Genomic DNA, 20,989 nt, shown 5'->3' on the forward strand with positions numbered 1-20,989 from the left:
CTTAGTCCAGGCCCAGCACACCACGAAGCTGCGACAGATCTTCCGCCAGCGCGGTTACCGGTCCTTTCAACGCGTTACGGTCAGCGTCGGTCAGTTTGTCGTAGGTTTCAAAGCCGTCTTTAGTGCGGTATTTCGCAAGGATGGCGTCCACTTTTTTAAAGTTGGCATCAACTTTTGCCAGCAATGGCGCGTTCTCTTTGCTCAACAACGGACGAAGCAGGTTAACGATTTTCTGCGCGCCATCAACGTTTGCCTGGAAGTCCCACAGGTCCGTATGGCTGTAACGGTCTTCTTCCCCGCTGATTTTGCTGGCTGCAACTTCTTCAATCAGGCCCGCTGCGCCGCCCACCACTTTGCCCGGCGGGAAGGCCAGTTCAGAGATGCGCGTTTGCAGATCCAGCACGTCGGTGTTTAACTGCCCGGCGTATTTTTCCATGCCTTTAGTGGAATTGTCGCCAAACAGCGCTTTCTCCAGGCGGTGGAAACCGGTGAAGTTCGGATCGTTCGCTTTTTGCTCGTAATCATCTTCACGGGCATCGATGCTGCCGTCCAGATCCGAGAACAGCTCAGCAATAGGTTCGATACGCTCATAGTGCTGACGCGTTGGGGCATACAGCGACTTCGCTTTTTCGATGTCCCCTGCTTTTACCGCATCGGTAAAGGCTTTGGTGCCTTTGACCAGCTCGGCCACTTCAGCCGTCACGTAAGTTTTGTAGTCGGTAATCGGCCCGGTCAGCGCCATCAGATCGTTCTTCGGGGTTGCCTGCTCGCCAGCGGCTTTTACTACCAGCTTACCTTTCGGATTGCTGAGCAGACCGCAGGTCATATCGTACTCGCCCGCCTGCAGGTTAGCCGTCATCTTCTGCGAGAAGCCGGGTGCGATATTTTCACGCTCTTCAATCACCATTACCCCTTTCAGAATTTCCCACTCCAGCGCTTTCTGGCTGTTGTTCTGAATAATGAACTGGGTTTTGCCGGCGTTTACCGTGATGTTCATCGGCTCGCACTGTTTATCGGTAACGGTGACTTTTACCTGAGGAACATCCGCCGCGTGAGCGGCAAAAGCGGAAGAGACAAGAGCAAACAGCGCAATGTTAAGCGCCTTAAGACGGAACTGTGCGGTCATGGGCAATCCCTTTAAGCTATTAGTATGTTGTAACTAAGTGGCGAACCCCGCCACAAGATGGTTAACGAACGCTATTTGTCGCCTGATTGTTCAGGCGCGGCGGCATGGCAAACAGCACCAGGGCCGGAATCAAATAAATGAAATACATCGCCACTTCGCTGACGGTTGGCGTTTCCTGATAGCCAAAGATCCCTTCGAGCAACGTTCCGGTCAGGGAATGGGTGGAAAGCACATTGCTGAGATCAAAGGCGATATTCTGGAAATGGTTCCACAGGCCAGCTTCGTGGAAAGCACGAATCGCTCCCGCCGCAAGGCCTGCCGCGACCAGCAAAATAAACAGGCTCGTCCATTTGAAGAAAGCGCCCAGATTCAGGCGAATACCGCCCCAGTAAATCAGGAAGCCAAGCACGATAGCCGTTGCCAGCCCAAGCATCGCGCCGAGCGGCGGCATTATTCCCACATCCTGCTGGAAGGCTGCCAGCAGAAAGAATACCGATTCAAGTCCTTCACGCGCCACCGCGAAAAAGACCATCAGGATCAGCGCCCAGCCGTGGCTGCCCTTGCTGTGCAGAGCGTTATCCACCGCCTGCTCAAGCTGCACTTTTACGTTGCGCGAAACTTTGCGCATCCAGAACACCATCCAAGTGAGGATCACAACCGCAACCACCGCCACGATGCCCTCGAATAGCTCCTGCTCTTTTTGCGGGAACTCGCCGGTGGTTTCGTTGATAAAGATCCCAAGCGCCAGGCATAAGGCGGCGGCGGCCACCACACCAATCCACATTACGCCAATCCATTGACCGCGCCGGGTGCGTTTTAAATAGCCGGCAATAAGGCTGACAATCAGCGCTGCTTCCAGGCCTTCGCGTAACATGATGAGAAACGGGACAAACATTCCTGACACCTCAAGTGTGAAACCAGGTCAACCGACGTAAAGAAAGGTAAACCAGAACGATAGTGATTATCATTACCGCAAAAAGAAATACAAGCGGGTTTGTCATGTTATTTATATCGGGATGTAAAAAAGGCCGGGAATCCCGGCCTTCAGATTGCTGGCAAAGAAGGAAAAAGCGTGGTTTTCTCTTCTTTATGGTTATCTGCCGAAAATCAATAAATTGATTTTGCTGTTAATTTTAGAGTGACATTTTTCAGAACTTCGTAAGCTATGAGATTTGTCATTAGTCTCAAGGCCGGGAATCCCGGCCTTACGTTTGAATAGTTGTTATCTGTTATAACGGGACGCTGGAATCAGCCTCCCGGAGGAACAAGGCTCAGGACTGCATTATTCGGCTTGCAGCTTCGTCGGCGGCGCAGAATGATAAACCGCATCCGCATCCGCAAAGCGGTTGAGCATAGCCTGCGACGGCGCTTTCCCCAGCAGGCTTACTACTACAATCCCGATGCTGGCAAAGATGAAGCCGGGGATAATTTCGTACAGGCCCAGCCATGCGAACTGTTTCCAGACGATGACCGTCACCGCACCAATAATCATGCCGGCAAGCGCGCCGTTACGGGTCATACGAGACCACATAACAGAGAACAGAACGACCGGGCCAAACGCCGCACCGAAGCCTGCCCATGCGTAGCTCACCAGCCCCAGGACGCGGTTTTCCGGATTAGCGGCCAGAGCGATGGCAACCAGCGCGACTATCAGCACCATCACGCGCCCTACCCATACCAGCTCTTTCTGCCCCGCACCTTTGCGGAAGAACGCCTTATACAAATCTTCGGTAATGGCGCTGGAGCAAACCAGCAGCTGGCAGCTCAGCGTCGACATCACCGCCGCCAGAATGGCGGAAAGCAGGATACCGGCAATCCATGGATTAAACAGAATCTGCGCCAGTTCGATAAACACCCGCTCGCCGTTCTGGGTGACCGCCCCAGCCTGCGCCGGGTTGTTAGTGAAGTAAGCGATACCGAAGAAGCCCACCGCACAGGCGCCAGCCAGACAAAGGATCATCCACGTCATGCTAATGCGACGCGCATTAACAATGGTGTGGTGAGAATCCGCCGCCATAAAACGCGCCAGAATATGCGGTTGACCAAAGTAGCCAAGGCCCCAGCCCATCAGCGAAATAATAGCGACAAAGTTAAGCCCTTTGAGCATATCGACGTTTTCGATGCTTTTCTGTTTGATAACCAGCAGGGAGTCATCAAGGCCGCCAACGGCCATAATCACCATAACCGGCGTGAGGATCAGCGCGAAAATCATCAGGCTGGCCTGCACGGTATCGGTCCAGCTTACGGCCAGGAACCCACCGACGAAGGTATAAAGGATGGTTGCAGCGGCACCCGCCCAAAGCGCGGTCTCGTAGCTCAGGCCGAAAGTGCTTTCAAACAGACGCGCTCCCGCCACGATGCCGGATGCGCAATAGATGGTGAAGAACAGCAGAATAACCAGCGCGGAGATAATACGCAGCAGACGGCTTTTATCCTCAAAACGACCGGTGAAATAATCCGGCAGCGTCAGGGCGTTATTGTTCACTTCGGTATGAACGCGTAAACGGCCTGCGACCAGTTTCCAGTTAATATAAGCGCCAACGGTTAAACCAATCGCAATCCAGCTTTCGGAAATGCCGGAAAGAAATATCGCGCCGGGTAAACCCATTAATAACCAGCCGCTCATATCAGAAGCACCGGCGGATAACGCTGTGACCAGACTCCCCAGACTGCGGCCACCGAGAATATAGTCATCGAAGTTTTTGGTTGAGCGCCAGGCGATAAACCCTATCAATATCATGCCAAAGATATAAACAAGGAAAGTCACCAGCATTGGTGTACTCATGGTCATGCAAGTTCTCCAGATTCGTTTACCGGTTTTTTTTATAAGAAATAAACCGCTGTTGCCCCACCGGAACGCAGCGCGGCTTGTTGTGATGTCAGTTCGCGACCGTATCCTGCAGGAAGCTAGTTTTATTCACAAACGATTTAACACGGCATTCACAAGAAATTCACCCCGCAAAAAACACCTTTTTTACGGAGGTTGCACTCGCTCACGCTTTTTTCGGTTGCACCTTAAGAAAGTGTTAACTCTGTCGGTAAATATCCCCGGACTGCAAATAATTAGCCTGCTCATTTTCTTATAGTAAATTTAACAAATTTATTCTTTTTCCGGCCTGTTATCTGGCTCACGTTAAACACGGTTGCACAAAGTTGCAACATAGTAGATATTGCCGGTTAACTTTTGCCGTTACTTATTTTAAATCTTGCACAAGGGAGTCTTTGGCATGGGCACCACGACAATGGGCGTTAAACTCGACGAGGCGACTCGCGAGCGTATTAAGCTCGCCGCTTCACGTATTGACCGCACGCCGCACTGGCTAATTAAACAGGCGATTTTTAACTATCTTGAACGCCTGGAAAATAATGATGAACTGCCAGAATTACCTGCTTTGCTTGCGGGTGCCGCTAATGAAAGTGAAGAAGCCGCGCCGGTTACGGAAGAAACGCATCAGCCCTTCCTCGATTTTGCCGAACAAATCCTGCCCCAGTCCGTTAACCGTGCCGCGATTACCGCTGCCTGGCGCCGCCCGGAAACCGACGCGGTTCCAATGATCCTTGAGCAGGCGCGCCTGCCGCAGCCGCTTGCCGAACGGACCCACAAACTCGCCTGGCAGCTGGCCGAAAAACTGCGCAATCAGAAGGGCGCATCGGGCCGGGCGGGCATGGTACAAGGTTTATTACAGGAATTCTCGCTTTCTTCCCAGGAAGGCGTGGCGCTGATGTGCCTGGCGGAAGCCTTACTGCGCATTCCGGACAAAGCGACCCGCGATGCGTTAATCCGCGACAAAATCAGCAACGGCAACTGGCATTCCCACATTGGCCGCAGCCCGTCGCTGTTTGTGAACGCCGCCACCTGGGGATTGCTGTTTACCGGGCGTCTGGTGTCCACGCACAACGAAACCAGCCTTTCCCACTCGCTTAATCGCATCATCAGCAAGAGCGGCGAGCCGCTGATCCGCAAAGGCGTGGATATGGCGATGCGCCTGATGGGCGAACAGTTCGTCACCGGCGAAACCATTGCTGAAGCGCTGGCTAACGCCCGCAAGCTGGAAGAAAAAGGTTTCCGCTACTCTTACGATATGCTCGGTGAAGCCGCGCTGACCGCCGCCGACGCACAGGCGTACATGGTTTCTTATCAGCAGGCCATTCACGCCATCGGTAAAGCCTCTAACGGGCGCGGCATCTACGAAGGTCCGGGCATTTCAATCAAGCTTTCTGCCCTGCATCCACGCTATAGCCGCGCGCAATACGACCGGGTGATGGAAGAGCTGTATCCGCGCCTGAAATCCCTGACGCTGCTGGCGCGCCAGTACGACGTGGGAATTAACATTGATGCCGAAGAGGCCGATCGTCTGGAAATTTCTCTCGATCTGCTTGAGAAGCTTTGCTTCGAGCCGGAGCTGGCCGGCTGGAACGGCATTGGCTTCGTGATTCAGGCTTACCAGAAACGCTGCCCGTTCGTTATTGATTATCTGATAGATCTCGCCACCCGCAGCCAGCGCCGCCTGATGATCCGCCTGGTGAAAGGGGCGTACTGGGACAGCGAAATTAAACGTGCCCAGATGGAAGGCCTTGAGGGCTACCCGGTTTATACCCGCAAGGTTTACACCGATATCTCCTATCTGGCCTGTGCAAAAAAATTGCTGACGGTGCCGAATCTGATTTATCCGCAGTTCGCGACGCACAACGCCCATACGCTTGCGGCAATTTACAACCTCGCCGGGCAGAACTATTACCCCGGCCAGTACGAATTCCAGTGTCTGCACGGCATGGGCGAGCCGCTCTATGACCAGGTCGTAGGTAAAATTGCCGACGGCAAGCTGAACCGTCCTTGCCGTATTTATGCGCCGGTGGGCACGCACGAAACGCTGCTGGCTTATCTGGTGCGTCGTCTGCTGGAAAACGGGGCGAATACCTCATTTGTTAACCGTATCGCTGACAACACGCTGTCGCTGGATGAACTGGTGGCCGACCCGGTTACGGCAACGGAAGCACTTGCCAGCAAAGAGGGCCAGCTTGGCCTGCCGCACCCGAAAATCGCGCTGCCAAAAGATCTGTATGGCGAAGGTCGCAGCAACTCCAGCGGGCTGGATCTGGCGAACGAACATCGCCTTGCATCCCTCTCCTCCGCCCTGCTTAACAGCGCAACGCAGAAATGGCAGGCGTTACCGATCCTTGAAGAAGCCGTTAATCCCGGCGAGCTGGTGGAGGTTAAAAACCCGGCCGAGCCAAACGATATTGTCGGTTTCACGCGTGAGGCTACCGGCGATGAAATTTCCCGTGCGCTGGAAAATGCGGTTAACAATGCGCCAATCTGGTTCGCAACGCCGCCACAGGAGCGCGCCCTGATCCTTGAACGCGCCGCCGTGATCATGGAAGGCCAGATGCAGCAGTTGATCGGCATCCTGGTTCGTGAAGCCGGTAAAACTTTTAGCAATGCTATCGCGGAAGTACGCGAAGCCGTTGATTTCCTGCATTACTACGCAGGCCAGGTGCGTGACGATTTCGATAACGAAACGCATCGCCCGCTTGGCCCGGTAGTGTGCATCAGCCCGTGGAACTTCCCGCTGGCTATCTTCACCGGCCAGATTGCGGCCGCACTTGCCGCGGGTAACAGCGTGCTGGCAAAACCTGCGGAGCAAACCCCGCTGATTGCCGCTCAGGGCGTTGCAATTCTGCTTGAAGCCGGTGTGCCTGCGGGCGTGTTGCAACTGCTGCCAGGCCGCGGTGAAACGGTTGGCGCTCAGCTAACCGGCGATGCCCGCGTGCGTGGCGTAATGTTTACTGGTTCGACAGAAGTTGCGACCCTGCTGCAACGTAACATTGCCGACCGCCTGGACCCGCAGGGTCGTCCGACGCCGCTGATTGCCGAAACCGGCGGTCTGAACGCGATGATTGTGGACTCTTCAGCCCTGACAGAGCAGGTAGTGGTCGATGTCGTCGCCTCCGCGTTCGACAGCGCCGGACAACGTTGTTCCGCCCTGCGCGTGCTGTGTGTTCAGGAGGAAGTAGCCGAGCACACGCTGCAAATGCTGCGCGGCGCGATGGCAGAATGCCGTATGGGTAATCCTGGCCGTCTGACAACCGATATCGGCCCGGTGATTGACGCCGACGCGAAGGAAAACATCGACCGGCACATTCAGGCGATGCGCGCCAAAGGGCGCAAAATCTTCCAGGCCGCGCGTGAAAACGCTCAGGATATGAAAGAGTGGCAAAGCGGCACCTTTATTGCGCCAACGCTTATTGAGCTGGAAAGCTTCGACGAGATGCAAAAAGAGGTCTTCGGGCCGGTGCTGCACGTGGTGCGCTACAACCGTAACAACCTTGCAGCGCTGATTGAGCAGATTAACGCGGCAGGTTACGGCCTGACCCTTGGCGTGCACACCCGTATCGACGAAACCATCGCTCAGGTGACCGGTTCTGCCCACGTCGGCAACATGTACGTGAACCGCAATATGGTTGGCGCGGTTGTCGGCGTGCAGCCGTTCGGTGGCGAAGGCCTGTCCGGCACGGGGCCAAAGGCCGGTGGCCCGCTCTACCTGTACCGTCTGCTGGCTAACCGCCCGGAAAACGCGTTACAGAAAACCTTTACTCGTCAGGACGCAGAGCTGCCTGTCGATACCACGTTAAAAGCCAGCCTGCAGGAAGCTCATCAGGCATTGACCCAGTGGGCAACAAACCGTGGTGATATTCAGGTTATTTGCGAACGTTTCGCTGAACAGGCACAGAGCGGCACGCTGCGCCAGCTACCCGGTCCAACCGGCGAGCGTAATACGTACGCGTTGATGCCTCGCGAGCGCGTGCTGTGCGTGGCGGATAACGAACAGGATGCGCTGGTACAGCTAGCGGCGGTGACAAGCGTCGGCAGCCGGGCGCTGTGGGCCGATGACGCCCTGCATCGCGATCTGGCAAAACAACTGCCGTCGCAGGTTCAGCAGAAGATTGATTTTGCGAAACCAGAAGCGCTGATCGGTCAGCAGTTTGATGCGGTGATTTATCACGGTGATTCAGATCAGCTGCGAGAACTGTGTGAAGAAGTTGCCGCCCGCGACGGAGCGCTCGTCTCGGTGCAGGGCTTTGCCCGGGCAGAAAACAACCTGCTGCTTGAGCGTCTGTACATGGAACGTTCGCTAAGCGTGAACACCGCGGCAGCCGGAGGCAACGCCAGCCTGATGACAATCGGCTAAGGCTTCGCTACGCTTGAAGGGCTCCTTAAAAGGAGCCTTTTTCTTTGAGGAGTTATCATAATGAAACGCGTAACGCTGTTCCTGGCGAGCCTGCTGTTAAGTGCCGCAGCCCATGCGATTGATTGCGAAAAAGCCAATACGCAGCTTGAAAGCAACGAATGTTATAGCGCGCAGTACAAACAGGACGACCAGCTGCTTAACCAGACGTATAAAAAAGTGCTGAGTCTTGCCACGCCCGAACAGCAAAATTTGCTCAGGCAGGCTCAGCTGGCGTGGATAAAGGTGCGCGATGCCGACTGTAAATTTATCAGTTCCGGCAGCGAAGGCGGCACTATCGCGCCGATGATTCACAGCATCTGTCTCTCAGACCGCACCAAAGAGCGTACCGCCTTTCTTGAATCGCTCACCCAGTGTGAGGAAGGCGACATGAGCTGCCCTTTACCGCCGCAGCAGAACTAGCGCACCCGGATCCCTTCAATAATCATCCGCTGCACGTTTTCCACCGTGCGGCGGAAAAAGTCTTCGTCACTGAGATTGCTGCCCGTCACCGCCTCGACCTGGCTTGCGAAGTCCGCGTAATGCTGTGTGGTTGCCCACAGCATGAAGATTAAATGATGCGGGTCAATCGCCGCCAGTTTTCCAGCCGCTACCCAGCCGGCAATTATCGCCGATTTATCCTCCACCAGTGATTTCAAATCACCGGTTAGCTCATCTTTTAATAGCGGCGCGCCCTGCAGCATCTCAAGACAAAACAGCCGCGAGGCCTGAGGATGATCGCGCGACACTTCAAGCTTCAGACGGACGTATTCACCGATAGCCGCCAGCGGCTCCAAATCTTCACGAAACGCACGCAGCGGCGCGAGCCAGATAGCAAGGATTTGCTTGAGCACGGCGATATAAAGCGCTTCTTTTGAAGGGTAATAATAAAGAAGATTGGTTTTGGACACCCCGGCGCGCTCAGCCACCTTATCAAGGCTGGTGCCGTGGATACCGTACAGCGAGAAAAATTCCAGTCCTGCCGCCAGAATGGCCTGTTTTTTGGCGGCTACGACAAGCGATCGCCGCCCGGTTTGTTTGGTTTGTACTGCGCCTTCCGCCATGTGGGCTCTTCCTGATCCGATGTGCCTCAAGCATAGCAAAAGCCGGGATTTACAACGACTCGTTTGCGTTTCCGGAGCGCAGATCCGCTGATTTTTCACGCTTAAGCTTCAGCTCGCTTACCAGCACGCCAAGGACAATCAGCGCGCCGCCAAACAGCGCCAGCACGGGTAAACGCTCCCCGGCGATACGCCCGAAAATCCCTGCCCATACCGGTTCGCCGGTATAAATAACCGTGGCGCGAGTCGGTGAGACGCTGCGCTGCGCCCAGTTCATCGTTACCTGAATGATGGCGCTGAAAATACCCAATCCCAGCGCGATAACGACCAGCCCGGTGGTCATCGGCGGCATGCTTTCACCTGCCGGGATCATAGCAGCGAAGGCCACGACTGAAGCGGTTGCCAGTTGCACAACGGTCACACGCTTAATGTCCACCTTGCCCGCCCAGAGGCTTATCATGATTATCTCGGCAGCTATCGCCAGCGCGCTTAGCAGCGTGATGATTTCCCCCGCATCCAGCGTTAACGACGCCCCTTCCGGCCCGGCAAGAAACATTAAGCCAGCAAAGGCCAGCGCCACGCCCACCCATGACATAATTCCCGGCATTTTGCCCAGGCAGATCCACTGCAGCAGCGGCACTAAAGGAACGTACATGGCGGTAATAAATGCGGACTTACTGCTCGGAATGGTCTGCAATCCCCAGGTCTGCATGCTGTAACCCATGGCGATAGCAATACCAATTGCAACGCCCGCTTTCACTTCCAGCCATGTCAGGCCGCGCATGGATTTTATCGATAACAGGCCTACGGCGAGAGCGGCGGTAGCGAAACGCAGGCCGACAAAGAAAAGCGGCCCGCTCACGGTCATCGCATATTGCACGGCAAGGAAAGTGCCGCCCCAGAACATGGTAATGAGGATAAGGAGCGCTTCCTGCGGCTTCAGGGAAAATTTATAGCGGTGTAATGAAGCGGGCATGGCTATACCGACAATAATTCAGAAGATGTATAAAAGAGCTGACTATAGTGCGATCTGCCGAAATCTGGCGCAATGGGCGGCAGGAAATAAAAAACCGCCGGTAAAAACCGGCGGTCGGGACAGGCAATTAGCTATTAATAATCGGGCAGAGTAACTAATTGCGGTTAGCTACGGCTACTTGCTTTTGCTGCTACCGCTGCCGTGGCTATTTTTGCCCCCTTTCTGGCCTGCTTCTGATGCACGTTGTGGGTCATTTTTAAAGTTCCCACCGCTATGCTGGCCACCTTTACGGCCTGCTTCTGATGCTCTTTCACGGTCTTCAGCGAAATTACCTGAACCACCACGATGGTTTGCCATTTCTAACCTCCAGATTGGTGAAATCAATAAGTCATCATTCTGCATTCAGTCAAAGGGGATATCCTTTCACCGCACGGCTTTCGGCTTGCGCCATTATCGTTGCCGCGTGAAATTAAGCTTAGTGCAGCGGAGGTAATTGACCAGTTAACCGTAATATTTTGCAACATGTAATCGTCAGAACGGGTGATTTTTTTGCGCTGCGATTCATAAGACATTCTTATATTTAATGAAAGGATCTACGCGGAAAACTGTGACCTAATGCTACATTTTTCCCATGTCGCCACAGATTGTGTTAACGCAAGGAAACGGCACTCTGGTTTGCACTCTTGAGTACAGGGCATATCTTTAAAGGAGGGCAGCAAAACGCTGCGGTTTAATCCAGGAGTAAAGCAAGATGGCAAAAATACTGGTGCTCTATTATTCCATGTATGGACATATCGAGACTATGGCTCACGCCGTGGCGGAAGGTGCGCAAAAGGTCGATGGTGCTGAAGTAACGATAAAACGGGTACCGGAAACCATGCCGGAAGAGGCCTTCTTAAAAGCCGGTGGTAAAACGCAGAATGCACCCCAGGCTACCCCGCAGGAGCTGGCAGAATATGATGCCATCATTTTTGGCACCCCAACCCGCTTTGGCAATATGTCAGGGCAAATGCGGACCTTCCTCGATCAAACCGGCAGTCTGTGGGTATCCGGTGGCCTTTACGGCAAGCTTGCCAGCGTGTTCAGTTCAACCGGCACAGGCGGCGGACAGGAACATACTATCTCTTCAACATGGACTACGCTTGCACATCACGGGATGGTCATTGTCCCGATCGGCTATGCGGCACAGGAGCTGTTCGATATTTCTCAGGTACGCGGCGGCACCCCTTACGGCGCCACGACTATAGCCGGTGGCGACGGCTCTCGTCAGCCAAGCCCGGAAGAGCTATCAATCGCCCGCTATCAGGGTGAATACGTGGCTGGTCTGGCAGTAAAACTTAACGGTTAATTTCAGAAGGAGCATATATGCCAACTCAAGAATCCAAGGCGCATCACGTCGGTGAATGGGCGAGTTTACGTAACACTTCTCCTGAGATAGCAGAAGCTATTTTTGAAGTGGCCGACTATGACGAAAAGCTCGCAGAGAAAATCTGGGAGGAAGGCAGCGACGAAGTGTTGATCAAGGCGTTTGAGAAAACCGATAAAGACTCGCTGTTCTGGGGAGAGCAAACCATAGAGCGCAAAAACGTTTAGATTGTGCAACCGGTCCCCCGCCAGGGCGGGGGACTTATCTCTCTACGCTACTTGCCTGCCACCGCCTGATTTAACACGTCGGTAAACTTATCCCACGGACAAAAACCATTTGCGTCAATCGGACAGCCGTTGAGCTGCAGCGTTACGCGCTGCGGCGGCTGTTGCAGGCTCAGCACCTGCCCGTTTCGTAACTGCTCGCTGCTCTGGTAGACGTACTCTACTTTCATCAGCTCACGATTGGCCTTGCTGTCATGCCAGCGCTGGAACATGATTTTGCCGCCGATAGGCGTACGCTCGTTTTGCTGCGCAAGCTGGTAGTCTTTAAAATCCAGCGCGGTCAGCAGCGAAGCAATATTTGAATCATGGCCCACCAACAGGGTAACTTTTGGCGCTTCGGCCTGGTTACCGGTCAGCGCTTTCTGGATATATTTTACCAACGGGGCCGCCACGTTACGCGCAACTTCTGGTGACGTGAACAGCGTGTCCTGATAGCTGTTTTTCAACTGCGACAGCACGCGCCACTGCTTTTCGGTTTTGATTTGCCCCCAGGCAACCTGGTCGAGCGGGAACCCTTCGTAGTATTGCAGCGTAAAAGCATCCACCAGCGAGTTGCCCACTTTTAACGGCCCGCTGACGCCCGGCTCCTCGGTCGCTTTTGCGCTGAATTGGTCCTTCGATGCGGTTAAATCACACTGTTGTTTCTCTTTGCAGGTCGGCGAGTCGTTAAACGCCGTCACCTGCTCAAGCAGTTTGTAGCTGTCGTCCAGCTTGTAGTGCTCGCGCTGGGCCTCCATGGCTTTCACCGCCGCCTGCTGGAATGCGGGAGAGTCGTTGGTTATCACCGGATTAAACGTTGGGTCCATGGTGCCCATTTTTTCCTGATGATGAACCGGCACGTCGCAGCCGGGGAAAGCGCCGGTGATAAAGAACTGTGCGGTAGCTACGGTTCGTTGCAGGCTGTTGGCGTAGGCATACACACTTTGCGGAGCCGGACACTCGCCGCTTTTCACCAGGCCCTGCTCCGCCAGCCACTCGCGCAGATAATGCCCCATGTAGATTTCCAGCACGCCACCTTTGGTGGTTAGCTGCCCGCCAGGCACATCCCATTCCGGCCACGATTGCGCAGTAGACTGCTCAAGCACGCTGCCATTATTCGCCAGCGGCGCACGCAGATTGTGGCGGCTCATCAACAGAACCTGCTGAAGCTGATAGCCTTCCGGGGCGGCTTCGGCATTTGCCATTCCTGGAACAAAACAGGACACGGCCAGTAATGAGGCGACGATTTTCTTATTCATTCCTTATTCCTCAAGAGGTTATTGCAGCAAAGGTACCAGGCAAAGTGTGGCAGAAAAACCGCTGCACGCCCGGTAACAGATCGCAAAATGACAGATTAACGAACCCATACTCAGAAAATTATGGAGTTATCTGACCGGCAGACTCAATCAACTGATTTTTTGGTAGCGGTTATGCGGGCCATAAAGCGGACGTCCAGGCAAATGCGGCATGGTCAGAGCGATGTAGCGCGAATTACAGAGCCACGGAAGGATTTTCAGTTGGTGCATCCGGCACGGTCAAAGTAGCTGCCGATGCCTTTGAGCCGCCGCTTTTTCATAAAGTCTTTCGGGAAGAATGCCGGGCCCACGGCATCCGCAAACGGCATTGATTAAGACAGGTTAACGGACTCCGTGAAGAAGTCCGCTATGGCATCACCGGGCGAGCATCCGGGCAATGCCGCTTAGCTGCTCCGCTATGGCCTGCAGATTCTGGCTTTTTTCCTGCTTCGGCCCGGTGGAATTACGCACAACCAGCCGGGCAGGCAAAATAGAGGAACTGCGCTCCGCGTCGTTATGGTTGCTGTCGAGAATACGCCGCACAGCCTCTTTTCCCTGCAAATCTAAATCCAGTGATACGGTGGTCAGCGCCGGATGGAAAAACGAGCTTTCATAGGTATCGTCATAGCCGATAACCGATTTTTCGCCGGGAATCGAGATTTGATGTTGATGAAACGCGCTCAGTACACCCAGCGCCATCTGGTCGTTTGCCGCTAAAACGGCGCTAAAATTTGGCGTTGAGCGAAGTATTTGCAGCGCTCCAGCATAGCCGCTCTGCGCATCCCAGTTCCCCTTCACCACCGCAGCCGGCTGCAGGCCGTAACTATTAAGCGTTTCTATCCAGCTTTTCAGACGCAGCTTCGCGGATACCGAGCTATCCGGCCCTGAAAGCAATGCGATGTCCCGGTGTCCCAGCTCATAAAGATATTTCACGCTGGAACGGGTGCCGTCCGCCGGGTTGAATGAGACATTAAAGACCGAACTGTAGGGATCGACGTCGAGAAACAGGCACTGCACGTTAGCGTTATCCGCGACAATTTTTTCGGCAGATTCGGTCTCCAGCGGCACATTAATAATGACCTTATCAACCAGCTGCGACTTGAGTTCGTTGATGGAATCCTGAATACCATAGTTGACGTTCTCATCAATCATGGAGATCAGCACCTGGTAGCCCTCAAGATTCGCATAGCGTTTTACCGCAGCAGCAACCTGTGAAGGCGCATGCAACGCAAGCGATGTGGTGACCAGCCCAACGGTTTTACTCTGCTTTCCTACCAGCTGCTGCGCCAGCTTATTTGGTACATAGCGTAGTAACTCTATGGACTTCTCTACCTTACTACGCGTGGCTTCGGAAACATTGGCTGACTTATTTAGCACCCTTGACACTGTCTGGTAAGAGACGCCCGCATGGTGAGCAACATCCTCTAACGTCGCGCTTTTAGACTTCATGGTCCGGTTCCTTATGTTGTTATGCATTGATTTTAACAGGGGCCATTTAAAAAACGCACACCAGGATAAAAAAACGCGACCGTTACGCCATTTAAGTATTACGTTCACATAAAAATCAAGTGTGAACACGCCCACCTATCGCCATTAATCTTGCTGATTTATTTGCACTTAATCACACATTCGAGATCAATCATTTGCCTGATTTTACGTTTAGGCATTTTATGACATCGATTTTTGTGAACGTAATACAAAACAATAAGAGGATAACATGAAAACTACGCTACGCACCGTGTCCATTGCGTTAGCCGCTGCGCTAACTTCACCCTCGCTTCTGGCTGCCGTTAACCCCATCGATTTCCATGGCTATCTGCGCTCCGGTATAGGTGTATCGCGGGACGGTGGAATGGAAGAGTGGCAAAAGAATAAAATCGGCCGTTTAGGTAACGAGGCCGACACTTATGGCGAACTGGAACTGGGTTCTGAGGTATATAAAAAAAACGATGTCAGCTTCTATGTGGACAGCATGGTCAGTATGGTTTCTGACGGTTCAAACGACAGTGAAACCACCTTTGACGATGATGCAGAATTTGGTCTGCGCCAGCTTAATTTGCAGATTAAAGGGCTGATCCCCGGCGATCCGAATGCGGTGATTTGGGGCGGGAAACGCTACTACCAGCGTCACGACTTGCATATCATCGATACAAAATACTGGAATATTTCCGGTTCCGGTGCCGGTATTGAGAACTATACCGTCGGACCGGGTGCGGTTTCTTTTGCATGGATTCGCGGAGATGCGAACGACGTTGACTATCGTGTCGACGGTGACAGCGATGTGAATATTAACTACCTCGACCTGCGTTATGCTGGCTGGAAGCCATGGACGGGAGCCTGGACTGAGTTTGGTATCGACTACGCCATGCCTAACCCTACTAATAAGCAAAAAGAATACGGCGGACTTTACGAGGCCGATAATGGCGTAATGCTGACCGGTGAAATATCCCAGGATATGCTCGGCGGCTATAACAAACTGGTATTGCAGTATGCTAACAAAGGGCTGGCACAGAACATGATTTCGCAGGGCGGAGGCTGGTATGACATGTGGAATTACGTTAACGACGCCACCGGTTACCGCGTCATTAACACCGGTCTTATTCCTATCACCGGCAGGCTTTCGCTTAACCACGTGCTGACCTATGGTTCAGCAGACGACATCACGCAGTACACCGACAAATCACGCCTGGTTTCACTGGTTGGCCGTGCACAGTATCAGTTCACCGAATATGTGCGTTTAATAGGTGAAGTGGGTGGCTTCTATCAGAAAGATACCTACAACAACGGTACGCATTATAAGCAAAGCGGAGAAAAATATACCGTAGCATTAGGCCTGGCAGACGGCCCTGATTTTATGTCTCGCCCGGAACTGCGCGTGTTCGCTTCTTATCTTAACGATTCAGAAGACGGAAAATCTTTCCAGGATGGCACCGCCAGCGATACCTGGAACTTTGGTGTACAGGTTGAAACCTGGTGGTAATCGTCACTCGTTAATCTAATTAAAGAGTAATATTTTCTGTATATTTTTGCCGCCCTATCTCCGAGCCTTTAATTTAACTCCGCTATTGAGTAAATTATTAATTTCTTTTTTTCTTGTATTATTTTGGGATGGATTTTATCAGGCCATCCCATTTTTATTATTTAGCGTGTAGAGAAATGTTCTTCAAGTAATTTTCTTAAAGCGTCTGACTGCTTACCAAAAACAGCATGCACTTCCTGCCCCAGAATAATAACCCCAAGCGCACCTTGCGCCTGTAATTCTTCAGAATTAACCCGCAGCAGATTTTTAACCGTGACACGCAGACGGGTAATACAGGCATCCACCTTTTCAATATTTTGCTCGCCACCAAACGCGGTAATAAGCGCGATAATTTTCTGTTGCTCCTGCTCGGTTAATGCCACCGTCAGTTTGGGTTGGGAGAAATAATGCAGAAATGACTTTAAACTCACCATAATTGTCTCCAGATATTTGGTAGATAAAAAAACGCCTGCTCGTCCGAACAGGCGTTAGGGTATTACAATTACGCTTTACGTTTAACGATGCGGCAATCGTACGGCATTAGCTGGAGGAGCGCGCCGTTGATATCCTTGCCGTTCAGCGCGTCGCTGTAGCCTTGCGGCAGCGTCACTATCTGCTGCTGCGCGGTGAAGTTCTGAACAAACACCCAGCATGATTCCCCGTCGGTACGCGCAGTGGCGACGACTCCCGGCGGGAACTCAGCCTCAATAGCGCGCGGCAGTTTTAGCTCCTGCATAATACCGGCGAAGAAATCTCGCTGGAAAGCAAGATCGTTGCGCGACGCGACATACCAGGCTTTTCCCTGACCGAAGCGATTCACCGTGACCGCCGGACGACCGGCATAGAAATCATCCCGGTAGGTAGCCAGAACCTGCGCGCCTTGCGCGTGGATCAGGTCGCATAAATGACGAACCTGGTACGGTCCCTGCAACCCTGCCGCATTCCCCGCAAGCCCCTGAATCAGATTGCGCTCGCCCTCGCCCAGACAGTCAATCTCTTCGGCCCAGACTCCCAGCAAATCGCGTAGCGGCCCCGGGAAGCCACCAAGATGGCAGAGATCGGATTCATTGACGATCCCGCTCCAGTATGTTGTAACGAAGTGACCACCTGCGGCAACAAAGGCCTCGGCACGTGCGGCAAAGCCTTCGCGCACCATATACAGCATCGGCGCGATAACTAACTGATATCCGCTTAGATCGCAGTCAGCGTTAATGATATCTACCGCAACACCCTTCTCCCAGAACGGGCGATAGTGTTCGGTGACGGTTTTTTCGTATTCCATCCCCATGTTGCGCGGACCTTCGGCATCATCCATGGCCCAACGGTTTTCCCAGTCAAAAATAATGGCGACTTTCGCTTCAGTGCGACAGCCGGCCACAGCGTTGAGCTGGTTGAGCATCTCGCCGAGCTTCGTCACTTCACGTCCTACCCGAGTATCAATGTGCCCTACATGATCCACCACCGCGCCGTGGAGTTTCTCCACCGAGCCACGGCTTTTGCGCCACTGGAAGTACTGCACCGAATCGGCACCGTGCGCCACCGCCTGCAATGACGAAAGAATGTGCATGCCCGGTTTTTTCAGCTTGCTGGTAGGTTGCCAGTTGGTCACGCTGGGGGACGATTCCATTAGTACGAAGGGTTTGCCCCCTTTCAGAGTACGCATTAAATCGTGATACATGGCGGTGTAGCAGGCGAGCGTGGTTTCATCTTTTTCGTGATGCCACATCGGGTAGCTATCCCAGGAGATGAAATCCAGCTGTTGGGCAAGCTGCCAGTAGTTGTAATCGTAGAAGTACTCCATAAAGTTCGTGGTGGCCGGCAGCTGCGGATTCACGGCTTTAAGAGGCTCAATTTCATGGCGATAGAAATCTGTAACCTGAGCGGTGTTAAACCGCCGCCAGTCAAGATTCAGGCCGTGAATGGATACTTCCCCCTGCGGAGACGGAGACTGGATCTGCGACCAGTCACTGTAGGTGTGGCTCCAGAAGGTGCTCCACCAGGCGTGGTTGAGGTTATCCAGCGTCTGATAACGTGCCTTCAACCAGTCGCGGAAGCGTTCCTGACACAGATCGCAATGACATTCGCCACCATACTCATTAGAAACATGCCAGCCGAGTACCGCCGGATGCTGTGAATAACGTTCAGCCAGCAAGCGGTTAATCCTGAGCGTTTTTTCCCGATAAACCGGGGAACTCATACAGTGATTGTGGCGGCCTCCATGCAGCGCCGGTACGCGATCGCGGCCCACACGCAGCACTTCCGGGTATTTTTGCGACATCCAGGCCGGACGCGCGCCGCTCGGCGTCGCCAGGAAAACATGGATACCCGCCTGATAAAGTTTATTCAGAATCGTATCCAGCCAGGCGAAATCAAATTCACCTTCGCGAGGTTCAAGTTTAGCCCAGCTGAAAATACCGACCGACATGACATTACAATTTGCCTGCGACATCATGGAAATATCTTTCTCAATAATACCGGGATACGCTTCCCATTGCTCCGGATTATAGTCCGCGCCGTGCAATAGCCCGGCAACCTTTGGACTTAAAGGCAAAAATTTTTTCATATTTACGGTCCTGAAAATAACGTCGAAAATTAATTAAACACTTTTACTGATGGCAGCACTTTCCCCTGGCAATTAAATAACGCCTGATTTTCACGTGCATTACCTTCTTTCCACGGGTCTTCGGTATATTTCATTCCAGCGGGCGTCGCCCAGGTATTTCCCGGCACCGCAATCCAACCGGGCTCCCAATAAAATACACCTTTACCGCGCTGGTTCGGCACATTAACAACCGCCTGCATTAAATCATGGACATAATCATATTGCCCTTGCACGGTGGCTGGATAACCGCCGTTTTGCTCTTCTTTTTGCTGGAAACTATTTTCCGTGTTATCGCAATTTTCCAGCGTCCAGGCATAGGCCGCTTCTACTACAATGACATCTTTTTTATAGCGTTGGCTGATATCATCCATATTGGCTTTTAACGCGCTAATCGGCCCGTTCCAGTAGGTATACATCGACAGGCCAATTACATCAAACGGCACGTTGCGTTTGGTTATTTCATCAAACCACCAGCGGAAAGTATCGTTCTTAGTCCCTTCCGCCAGATGCAGCATGATTTTCACCTGTTCGCCGGGCTTGATATTTTCTTTCATCCCGTCAATGGCAGCATTCAGCAAACCGGCCAGCCGGTCAAATTCACCGCCGCCCTGCCCCCAGCTTTTGCCTTCTGGCCACAGTATGCCGCCGTTAATTTCATTGCCAATTTGCACCATATCCGGCAGCACTCCTTCTTGTTTGAAGCGGGCGATGGTGTCGCGGGTATAGTCGTGAATCGCGGTTTTTAACTGCGGGTAATCCATTTTTTGCCAGGCTTTCGGCTTAAACTGTTTACCCGGATCGGTCCAGAAGTCACTGTAATGGAAATCCAGCAGCAGTTTCATCCCCTGCGCTTTAGCCCGTTTAGCCAGCGCCAGCGTGACGGCCAGATCGTTCTCTCCGCCGCCGTAGCTATTGCCCTGTTTATCTTTTGGATCAACCCACAGGCGCAGGCGAACATAGTTCACACCGTTCTCTTTCAGAATGACGAGTGCGTCTTTCTGCTGGTTATTGGCGTCATAAAATTTACCGCCGTGTTTTTCGACGTCCAGCAGCGTGGAAATGTCCACCCCTTTGATAAAATCGGCGGGCATGTTATCGAAAGTACGTGTTTTAAGGTTATCGGCGGCTAACAGGCTGGCGGAAAAACTGCATGCCAGACAAACAGCAAGCACCGTTGGTTTCACTCTTTTCATGGAATTATCCTTTCGTACTGCCAGAGGTAAGGCCGGAAACAAAGTATTTTTGTAACGCCAGATAAAAGATGGCCACCGGTAACGCGATCAGGACTGCACCTGCGGCATAGGTGGTGTAGCTGGCGCCCATTTTTTGCGCCACCAGGTTATACAGTCCGATGGGAAGCGTGTATTTATCCGGCGTGCGCAGAATGGTGCTGGAAAGAATGAAATCCCCCAGCGGGCCGGTAAACGAGAACAGCGCTACAACCGCCACAATCGGCTTTGATAGCGGCATGATTATCTCGATGAATATGCGGAAGTTACTGGCTCCGTCCATGCGTGCCGATTCGTCCAGATCTTTAGGAATGGCATCGAGATAGCCTTTCATCAGATAGGTATTCATCGGGATCATGCCGGCAACATAAATCAGCACCAGCGCCAGGTGGCTATTGATAAGCCCCAGCAGCTGGGACAGGACAAAAATCGCAATCAGCGCCGAAAACTGCGGGATCATTTGCAGCAACAGGAACAGCATCAGACCGTTTTGCCGTCCCTTAAAGCGAAAGCGTGAGAAGGCATAGGCGGTAAAACTCACGCTAATCAGCGTCAGGATCATGGTAAGGAAGCTGATTTTCATCGAGTTCCAGTACCAGGTCATATAATTGACCTGCCCGTTAAACAAGTCTGCATAATGCTGAAACGAGAGGTTTTCCGGGATGATTGATGTACTCAGCAGACTGTTGCCTGCGTTAAGCGATGCCCCAACGGTCCAGATAAGCGGATAGATAATGATCGCCGACACCGCCAGAATAATCCCCCAGGAAAGAGAAAGGCGGATCCATTTATCACGTTTAATGCTTGGTGATTTAGCCATAATTCT

At 52.9% G+C, this 20,989-nt stretch carries 17 protein-coding genes; 5 read left to right on the forward strand and 12 right to left on the reverse strand.

Annotation, left to right across the window (positions count from 1 at the left end):
* Window position 1: 1 nt before the first annotated feature.
* From efeO to putP, 3 genes are all read right to left on the reverse strand, one after another.
* The gene (efeO, locus tag E2L00_RS05720) at window positions 2–1,126 is read right to left on the reverse strand and encodes an iron uptake system protein EfeO (RefSeq protein ID WP_167608243.1); all 1,125 of its coding nucleotides are present in this window, start codon (window positions 1,124–1,126) and stop codon (window positions 2–4) included.
* Window positions 1,127–1,187: 61 nt separating this feature from the next.
* Window positions 1,188–2,021 carry an iron uptake transporter permease EfeU gene (efeU, locus tag E2L00_RS05725; RefSeq protein ID WP_167608246.1) on the reverse strand — a complete coding sequence of 278 codons (834 nt, stop codon included), beginning with the start codon at window positions 2,019–2,021 and terminating at the stop codon, window positions 1,188–1,190.
* A gap of 387 nt (window positions 2,022–2,408) precedes the next feature.
* Window positions 2,409–3,917 carry a sodium/proline symporter PutP gene (putP, locus tag E2L00_RS05730; RefSeq protein WP_167608248.1) on the reverse strand — a complete coding sequence of 503 codons (1,509 nt, stop codon included), beginning with the start codon at window positions 3,915–3,917 and terminating at the stop codon, window positions 2,409–2,411.
* Between the two features lie 436 nt (window positions 3,918–4,353).
* Here putP and putA point away from each other — a divergent pair, with 436 nt between their 5' ends.
* Window positions 4,354–8,316, forward strand: coding sequence for a trifunctional transcriptional regulator/proline dehydrogenase/L-glutamate gamma-semialdehyde dehydrogenase (putA, locus tag E2L00_RS05735; protein ID WP_167608251.1), 3,963 nt, complete (start codon window positions 4,354–4,356; stop codon window positions 8,314–8,316).
* A 60-nt stretch (window positions 8,317–8,376) separates the two neighbouring features.
* Window positions 8,377–8,775: a lysozyme inhibitor LprI family protein gene (locus E2L00_RS05740; RefSeq protein WP_167608253.1), complete on the forward strand. Its 399-nt coding sequence runs from the start codon at window positions 8,377–8,379 to the stop codon at window positions 8,773–8,775.
* Here the strand turns inward: E2L00_RS05740 and rutR are convergent.
* The 3 genes from rutR to E2L00_RS05755 all read right to left on the reverse strand — a co-directional run bounded on the left by rutR (window position 8,772) and on the right by E2L00_RS05755 (window position 10,746).
* Window positions 8,772–9,416, reverse strand: a complete 645-nt coding sequence (gene rutR, locus E2L00_RS05745) for an HTH-type transcriptional regulator RutR (protein WP_167608256.1) — start codon at window positions 9,414–9,416, stop codon at window positions 8,772–8,774. The genes E2L00_RS05740 and rutR overlap by 4 nt on opposite strands.
* A 49-nt stretch (window positions 9,417–9,465) precedes the next feature.
* On the reverse strand, window positions 9,466–10,389 hold the full coding sequence (locus tag E2L00_RS05750) for a DMT family transporter (protein WP_167608259.1): 924 nt from the start codon (window positions 10,387–10,389) through the stop codon (window positions 9,466–9,468).
* A 174-nt stretch (window positions 10,390–10,563) separates the two neighbouring features.
* Window positions 10,564–10,746, reverse strand: a complete 183-nt coding sequence (locus tag E2L00_RS05755) for a con-10 family general stress protein (protein ID WP_121267345.1) — start codon at window positions 10,744–10,746, stop codon at window positions 10,564–10,566.
* Between the two features lie 394 nt (window positions 10,747–11,140).
* Between E2L00_RS05755 and wrbA the strand changes: the two genes are divergently transcribed.
* Entirely contained in the window at window positions 11,141–11,737 is a 597-nt protein-coding gene (gene wrbA, locus E2L00_RS05760; protein ID WP_167608262.1) for an NAD(P)H:quinone oxidoreductase, read from the forward strand.
* A gap of 17 nt (window positions 11,738–11,754) precedes the next feature.
* Complete coding sequence (locus E2L00_RS05765; protein WP_167608264.1) at window positions 11,755–11,982, forward strand: YccJ family protein; 228 nt, start codon at window positions 11,755–11,757, stop codon at window positions 11,980–11,982.
* Between the two features lie 47 nt (window positions 11,983–12,029).
* Here E2L00_RS05765 and agp read toward each other — a convergent pair whose 3' ends face one another.
* Together agp and E2L00_RS05775 are read right to left on the reverse strand one after the other, a co-directional pair.
* The gene (gene agp / locus E2L00_RS05770; protein ID WP_167608267.1) at window positions 12,030–13,277 is read right to left on the reverse strand and encodes a bifunctional glucose-1-phosphatase/inositol phosphatase; all 1,248 of its coding nucleotides are present in this window, start codon (window positions 13,275–13,277) and stop codon (window positions 12,030–12,032) included.
* A gap of 411 nt (window positions 13,278–13,688) precedes the next feature.
* Window positions 13,689–14,762, reverse strand: coding sequence for a LacI family DNA-binding transcriptional regulator (locus tag E2L00_RS05775; RefSeq protein WP_167608269.1), 1,074 nt, complete (start codon window positions 14,760–14,762; stop codon window positions 13,689–13,691).
* A 268-nt stretch (window positions 14,763–15,030) separates the two neighbouring features.
* On the opposite strand from E2L00_RS05775, the gene E2L00_RS05780 reads away from it, so the two are divergent.
* Window positions 15,031–16,293 (forward strand): maltoporin, encoded by a 1,263-nt coding sequence (locus E2L00_RS05780; RefSeq protein ID WP_167608272.1) that lies wholly within the window; start codon window positions 15,031–15,033, stop codon window positions 16,291–16,293.
* Between the two features lie 161 nt (window positions 16,294–16,454).
* Here E2L00_RS05780 and E2L00_RS05785 read toward each other — a convergent pair whose 3' ends face one another.
* The 4 genes from E2L00_RS05785 to E2L00_RS05800 form a co-directional block, all read right to left on the reverse strand.
* Window positions 16,455–16,766: a PTS sugar transporter subunit IIB gene (locus tag E2L00_RS05785; protein ID WP_167608275.1), complete on the reverse strand. Its 312-nt coding sequence runs from the start codon at window positions 16,764–16,766 to the stop codon at window positions 16,455–16,457.
* A 68-nt stretch (window positions 16,767–16,834) separates the two neighbouring features.
* Window positions 16,835–18,895 carry a beta-galactosidase gene (locus E2L00_RS05790; protein ID WP_167608278.1) on the reverse strand — a complete coding sequence of 687 codons (2,061 nt, stop codon included), beginning with the start codon at window positions 18,893–18,895 and terminating at the stop codon, window positions 16,835–16,837.
* A 29-nt stretch (window positions 18,896–18,924) separates the two neighbouring features.
* Window positions 18,925–20,127: a glycoside hydrolase family 53 protein gene (locus tag E2L00_RS05795; RefSeq protein ID WP_167608281.1), complete on the reverse strand. Its 1,203-nt coding sequence runs from the start codon at window positions 20,125–20,127 to the stop codon at window positions 18,925–18,927.
* Window positions 20,128–20,131: 4 nt separating this feature from the next.
* Entirely contained in the window at window positions 20,132–20,983 is an 852-nt protein-coding gene (locus tag E2L00_RS05800) for a sugar ABC transporter permease (RefSeq protein WP_167608284.1), read from the reverse strand.
* Between the last annotated feature and the right edge of the window lie 6 nt (window positions 20,984–20,989).

Origin of the sequence: Cedecea colo, assembly GCF_011808225.1 — a bacterium.
Lineage (GTDB): Bacteria > Pseudomonadota > Gammaproteobacteria > Enterobacterales > Enterobacteriaceae > Dryocola > Dryocola colo.

Bases quoted from the DNA above. Each gene is read 5' to 3' on its own strand.
- efeO (WP_167608243.1), bottom strand. From the start codon at position 1,126: ATGACCGCACAGTTCCGTCTTAAGGCGCTTAACATTGCGCTGTTTGCT.
- efeU (WP_167608246.1), bottom strand. From the start codon at position 2,021: ATGTTTGTCCCGTTTCTCATCATGTTACGCGAAGGCCTGGAAGCAGCG.
- putP (WP_167608248.1), bottom strand. From the start codon at position 3,917: ATGACCATGAGTACACCAATGCTGGTGACTTTCCTTGTTTATATCTTT.
- putA (WP_167608251.1), top strand. From the start codon at position 4,354: ATGGGCACCACGACAATGGGCGTTAAACTCGACGAGGCGACTCGCGAG.
- E2L00_RS05740 (WP_167608253.1), top strand. From the start codon at position 8,377: ATGAAACGCGTAACGCTGTTCCTGGCGAGCCTGCTGTTAAGTGCCGCA.
- rutR (WP_167608256.1), bottom strand. From the start codon at position 9,416: ATGGCGGAAGGCGCAGTACAAACCAAACAAACCGGGCGGCGATCGCTT.
- E2L00_RS05750 (WP_167608259.1), bottom strand. From the start codon at position 10,389: ATGCCCGCTTCATTACACCGCTATAAATTTTCCCTGAAGCCGCAGGAA.
- E2L00_RS05755 (WP_121267345.1), bottom strand. From the start codon at position 10,746: ATGGCAAACCATCGTGGTGGTTCAGGTAATTTCGCTGAAGACCGTGAA.
- wrbA (WP_167608262.1), top strand. From the start codon at position 11,141: ATGGCAAAAATACTGGTGCTCTATTATTCCATGTATGGACATATCGAG.
- E2L00_RS05765 (WP_167608264.1), top strand. From the start codon at position 11,755: ATGCCAACTCAAGAATCCAAGGCGCATCACGTCGGTGAATGGGCGAGT.
- agp (WP_167608267.1), bottom strand. From the start codon at position 13,277: ATGAATAAGAAAATCGTCGCCTCATTACTGGCCGTGTCCTGTTTTGTT.
- E2L00_RS05775 (WP_167608269.1), bottom strand. From the start codon at position 14,762: ATGAAGTCTAAAAGCGCGACGTTAGAGGATGTTGCTCACCATGCGGGC.
- E2L00_RS05780 (WP_167608272.1), top strand. From the start codon at position 15,031: ATGAAAACTACGCTACGCACCGTGTCCATTGCGTTAGCCGCTGCGCTA.
- E2L00_RS05785 (WP_167608275.1), bottom strand. From the start codon at position 16,766: ATGGTGAGTTTAAAGTCATTTCTGCATTATTTCTCCCAACCCAAACTG.
- E2L00_RS05790 (WP_167608278.1), bottom strand. From the start codon at position 18,895: ATGAAAAAATTTTTGCCTTTAAGTCCAAAGGTTGCCGGGCTATTGCAC.
- E2L00_RS05795 (WP_167608281.1), bottom strand. From the start codon at position 20,127: ATGAAAAGAGTGAAACCAACGGTGCTTGCTGTTTGTCTGGCATGCAGT.
- E2L00_RS05800 (WP_167608284.1), bottom strand. From the start codon at position 20,983: ATGGCTAAATCACCAAGCATTAAACGTGATAAATGGATCCGCCTTTCT.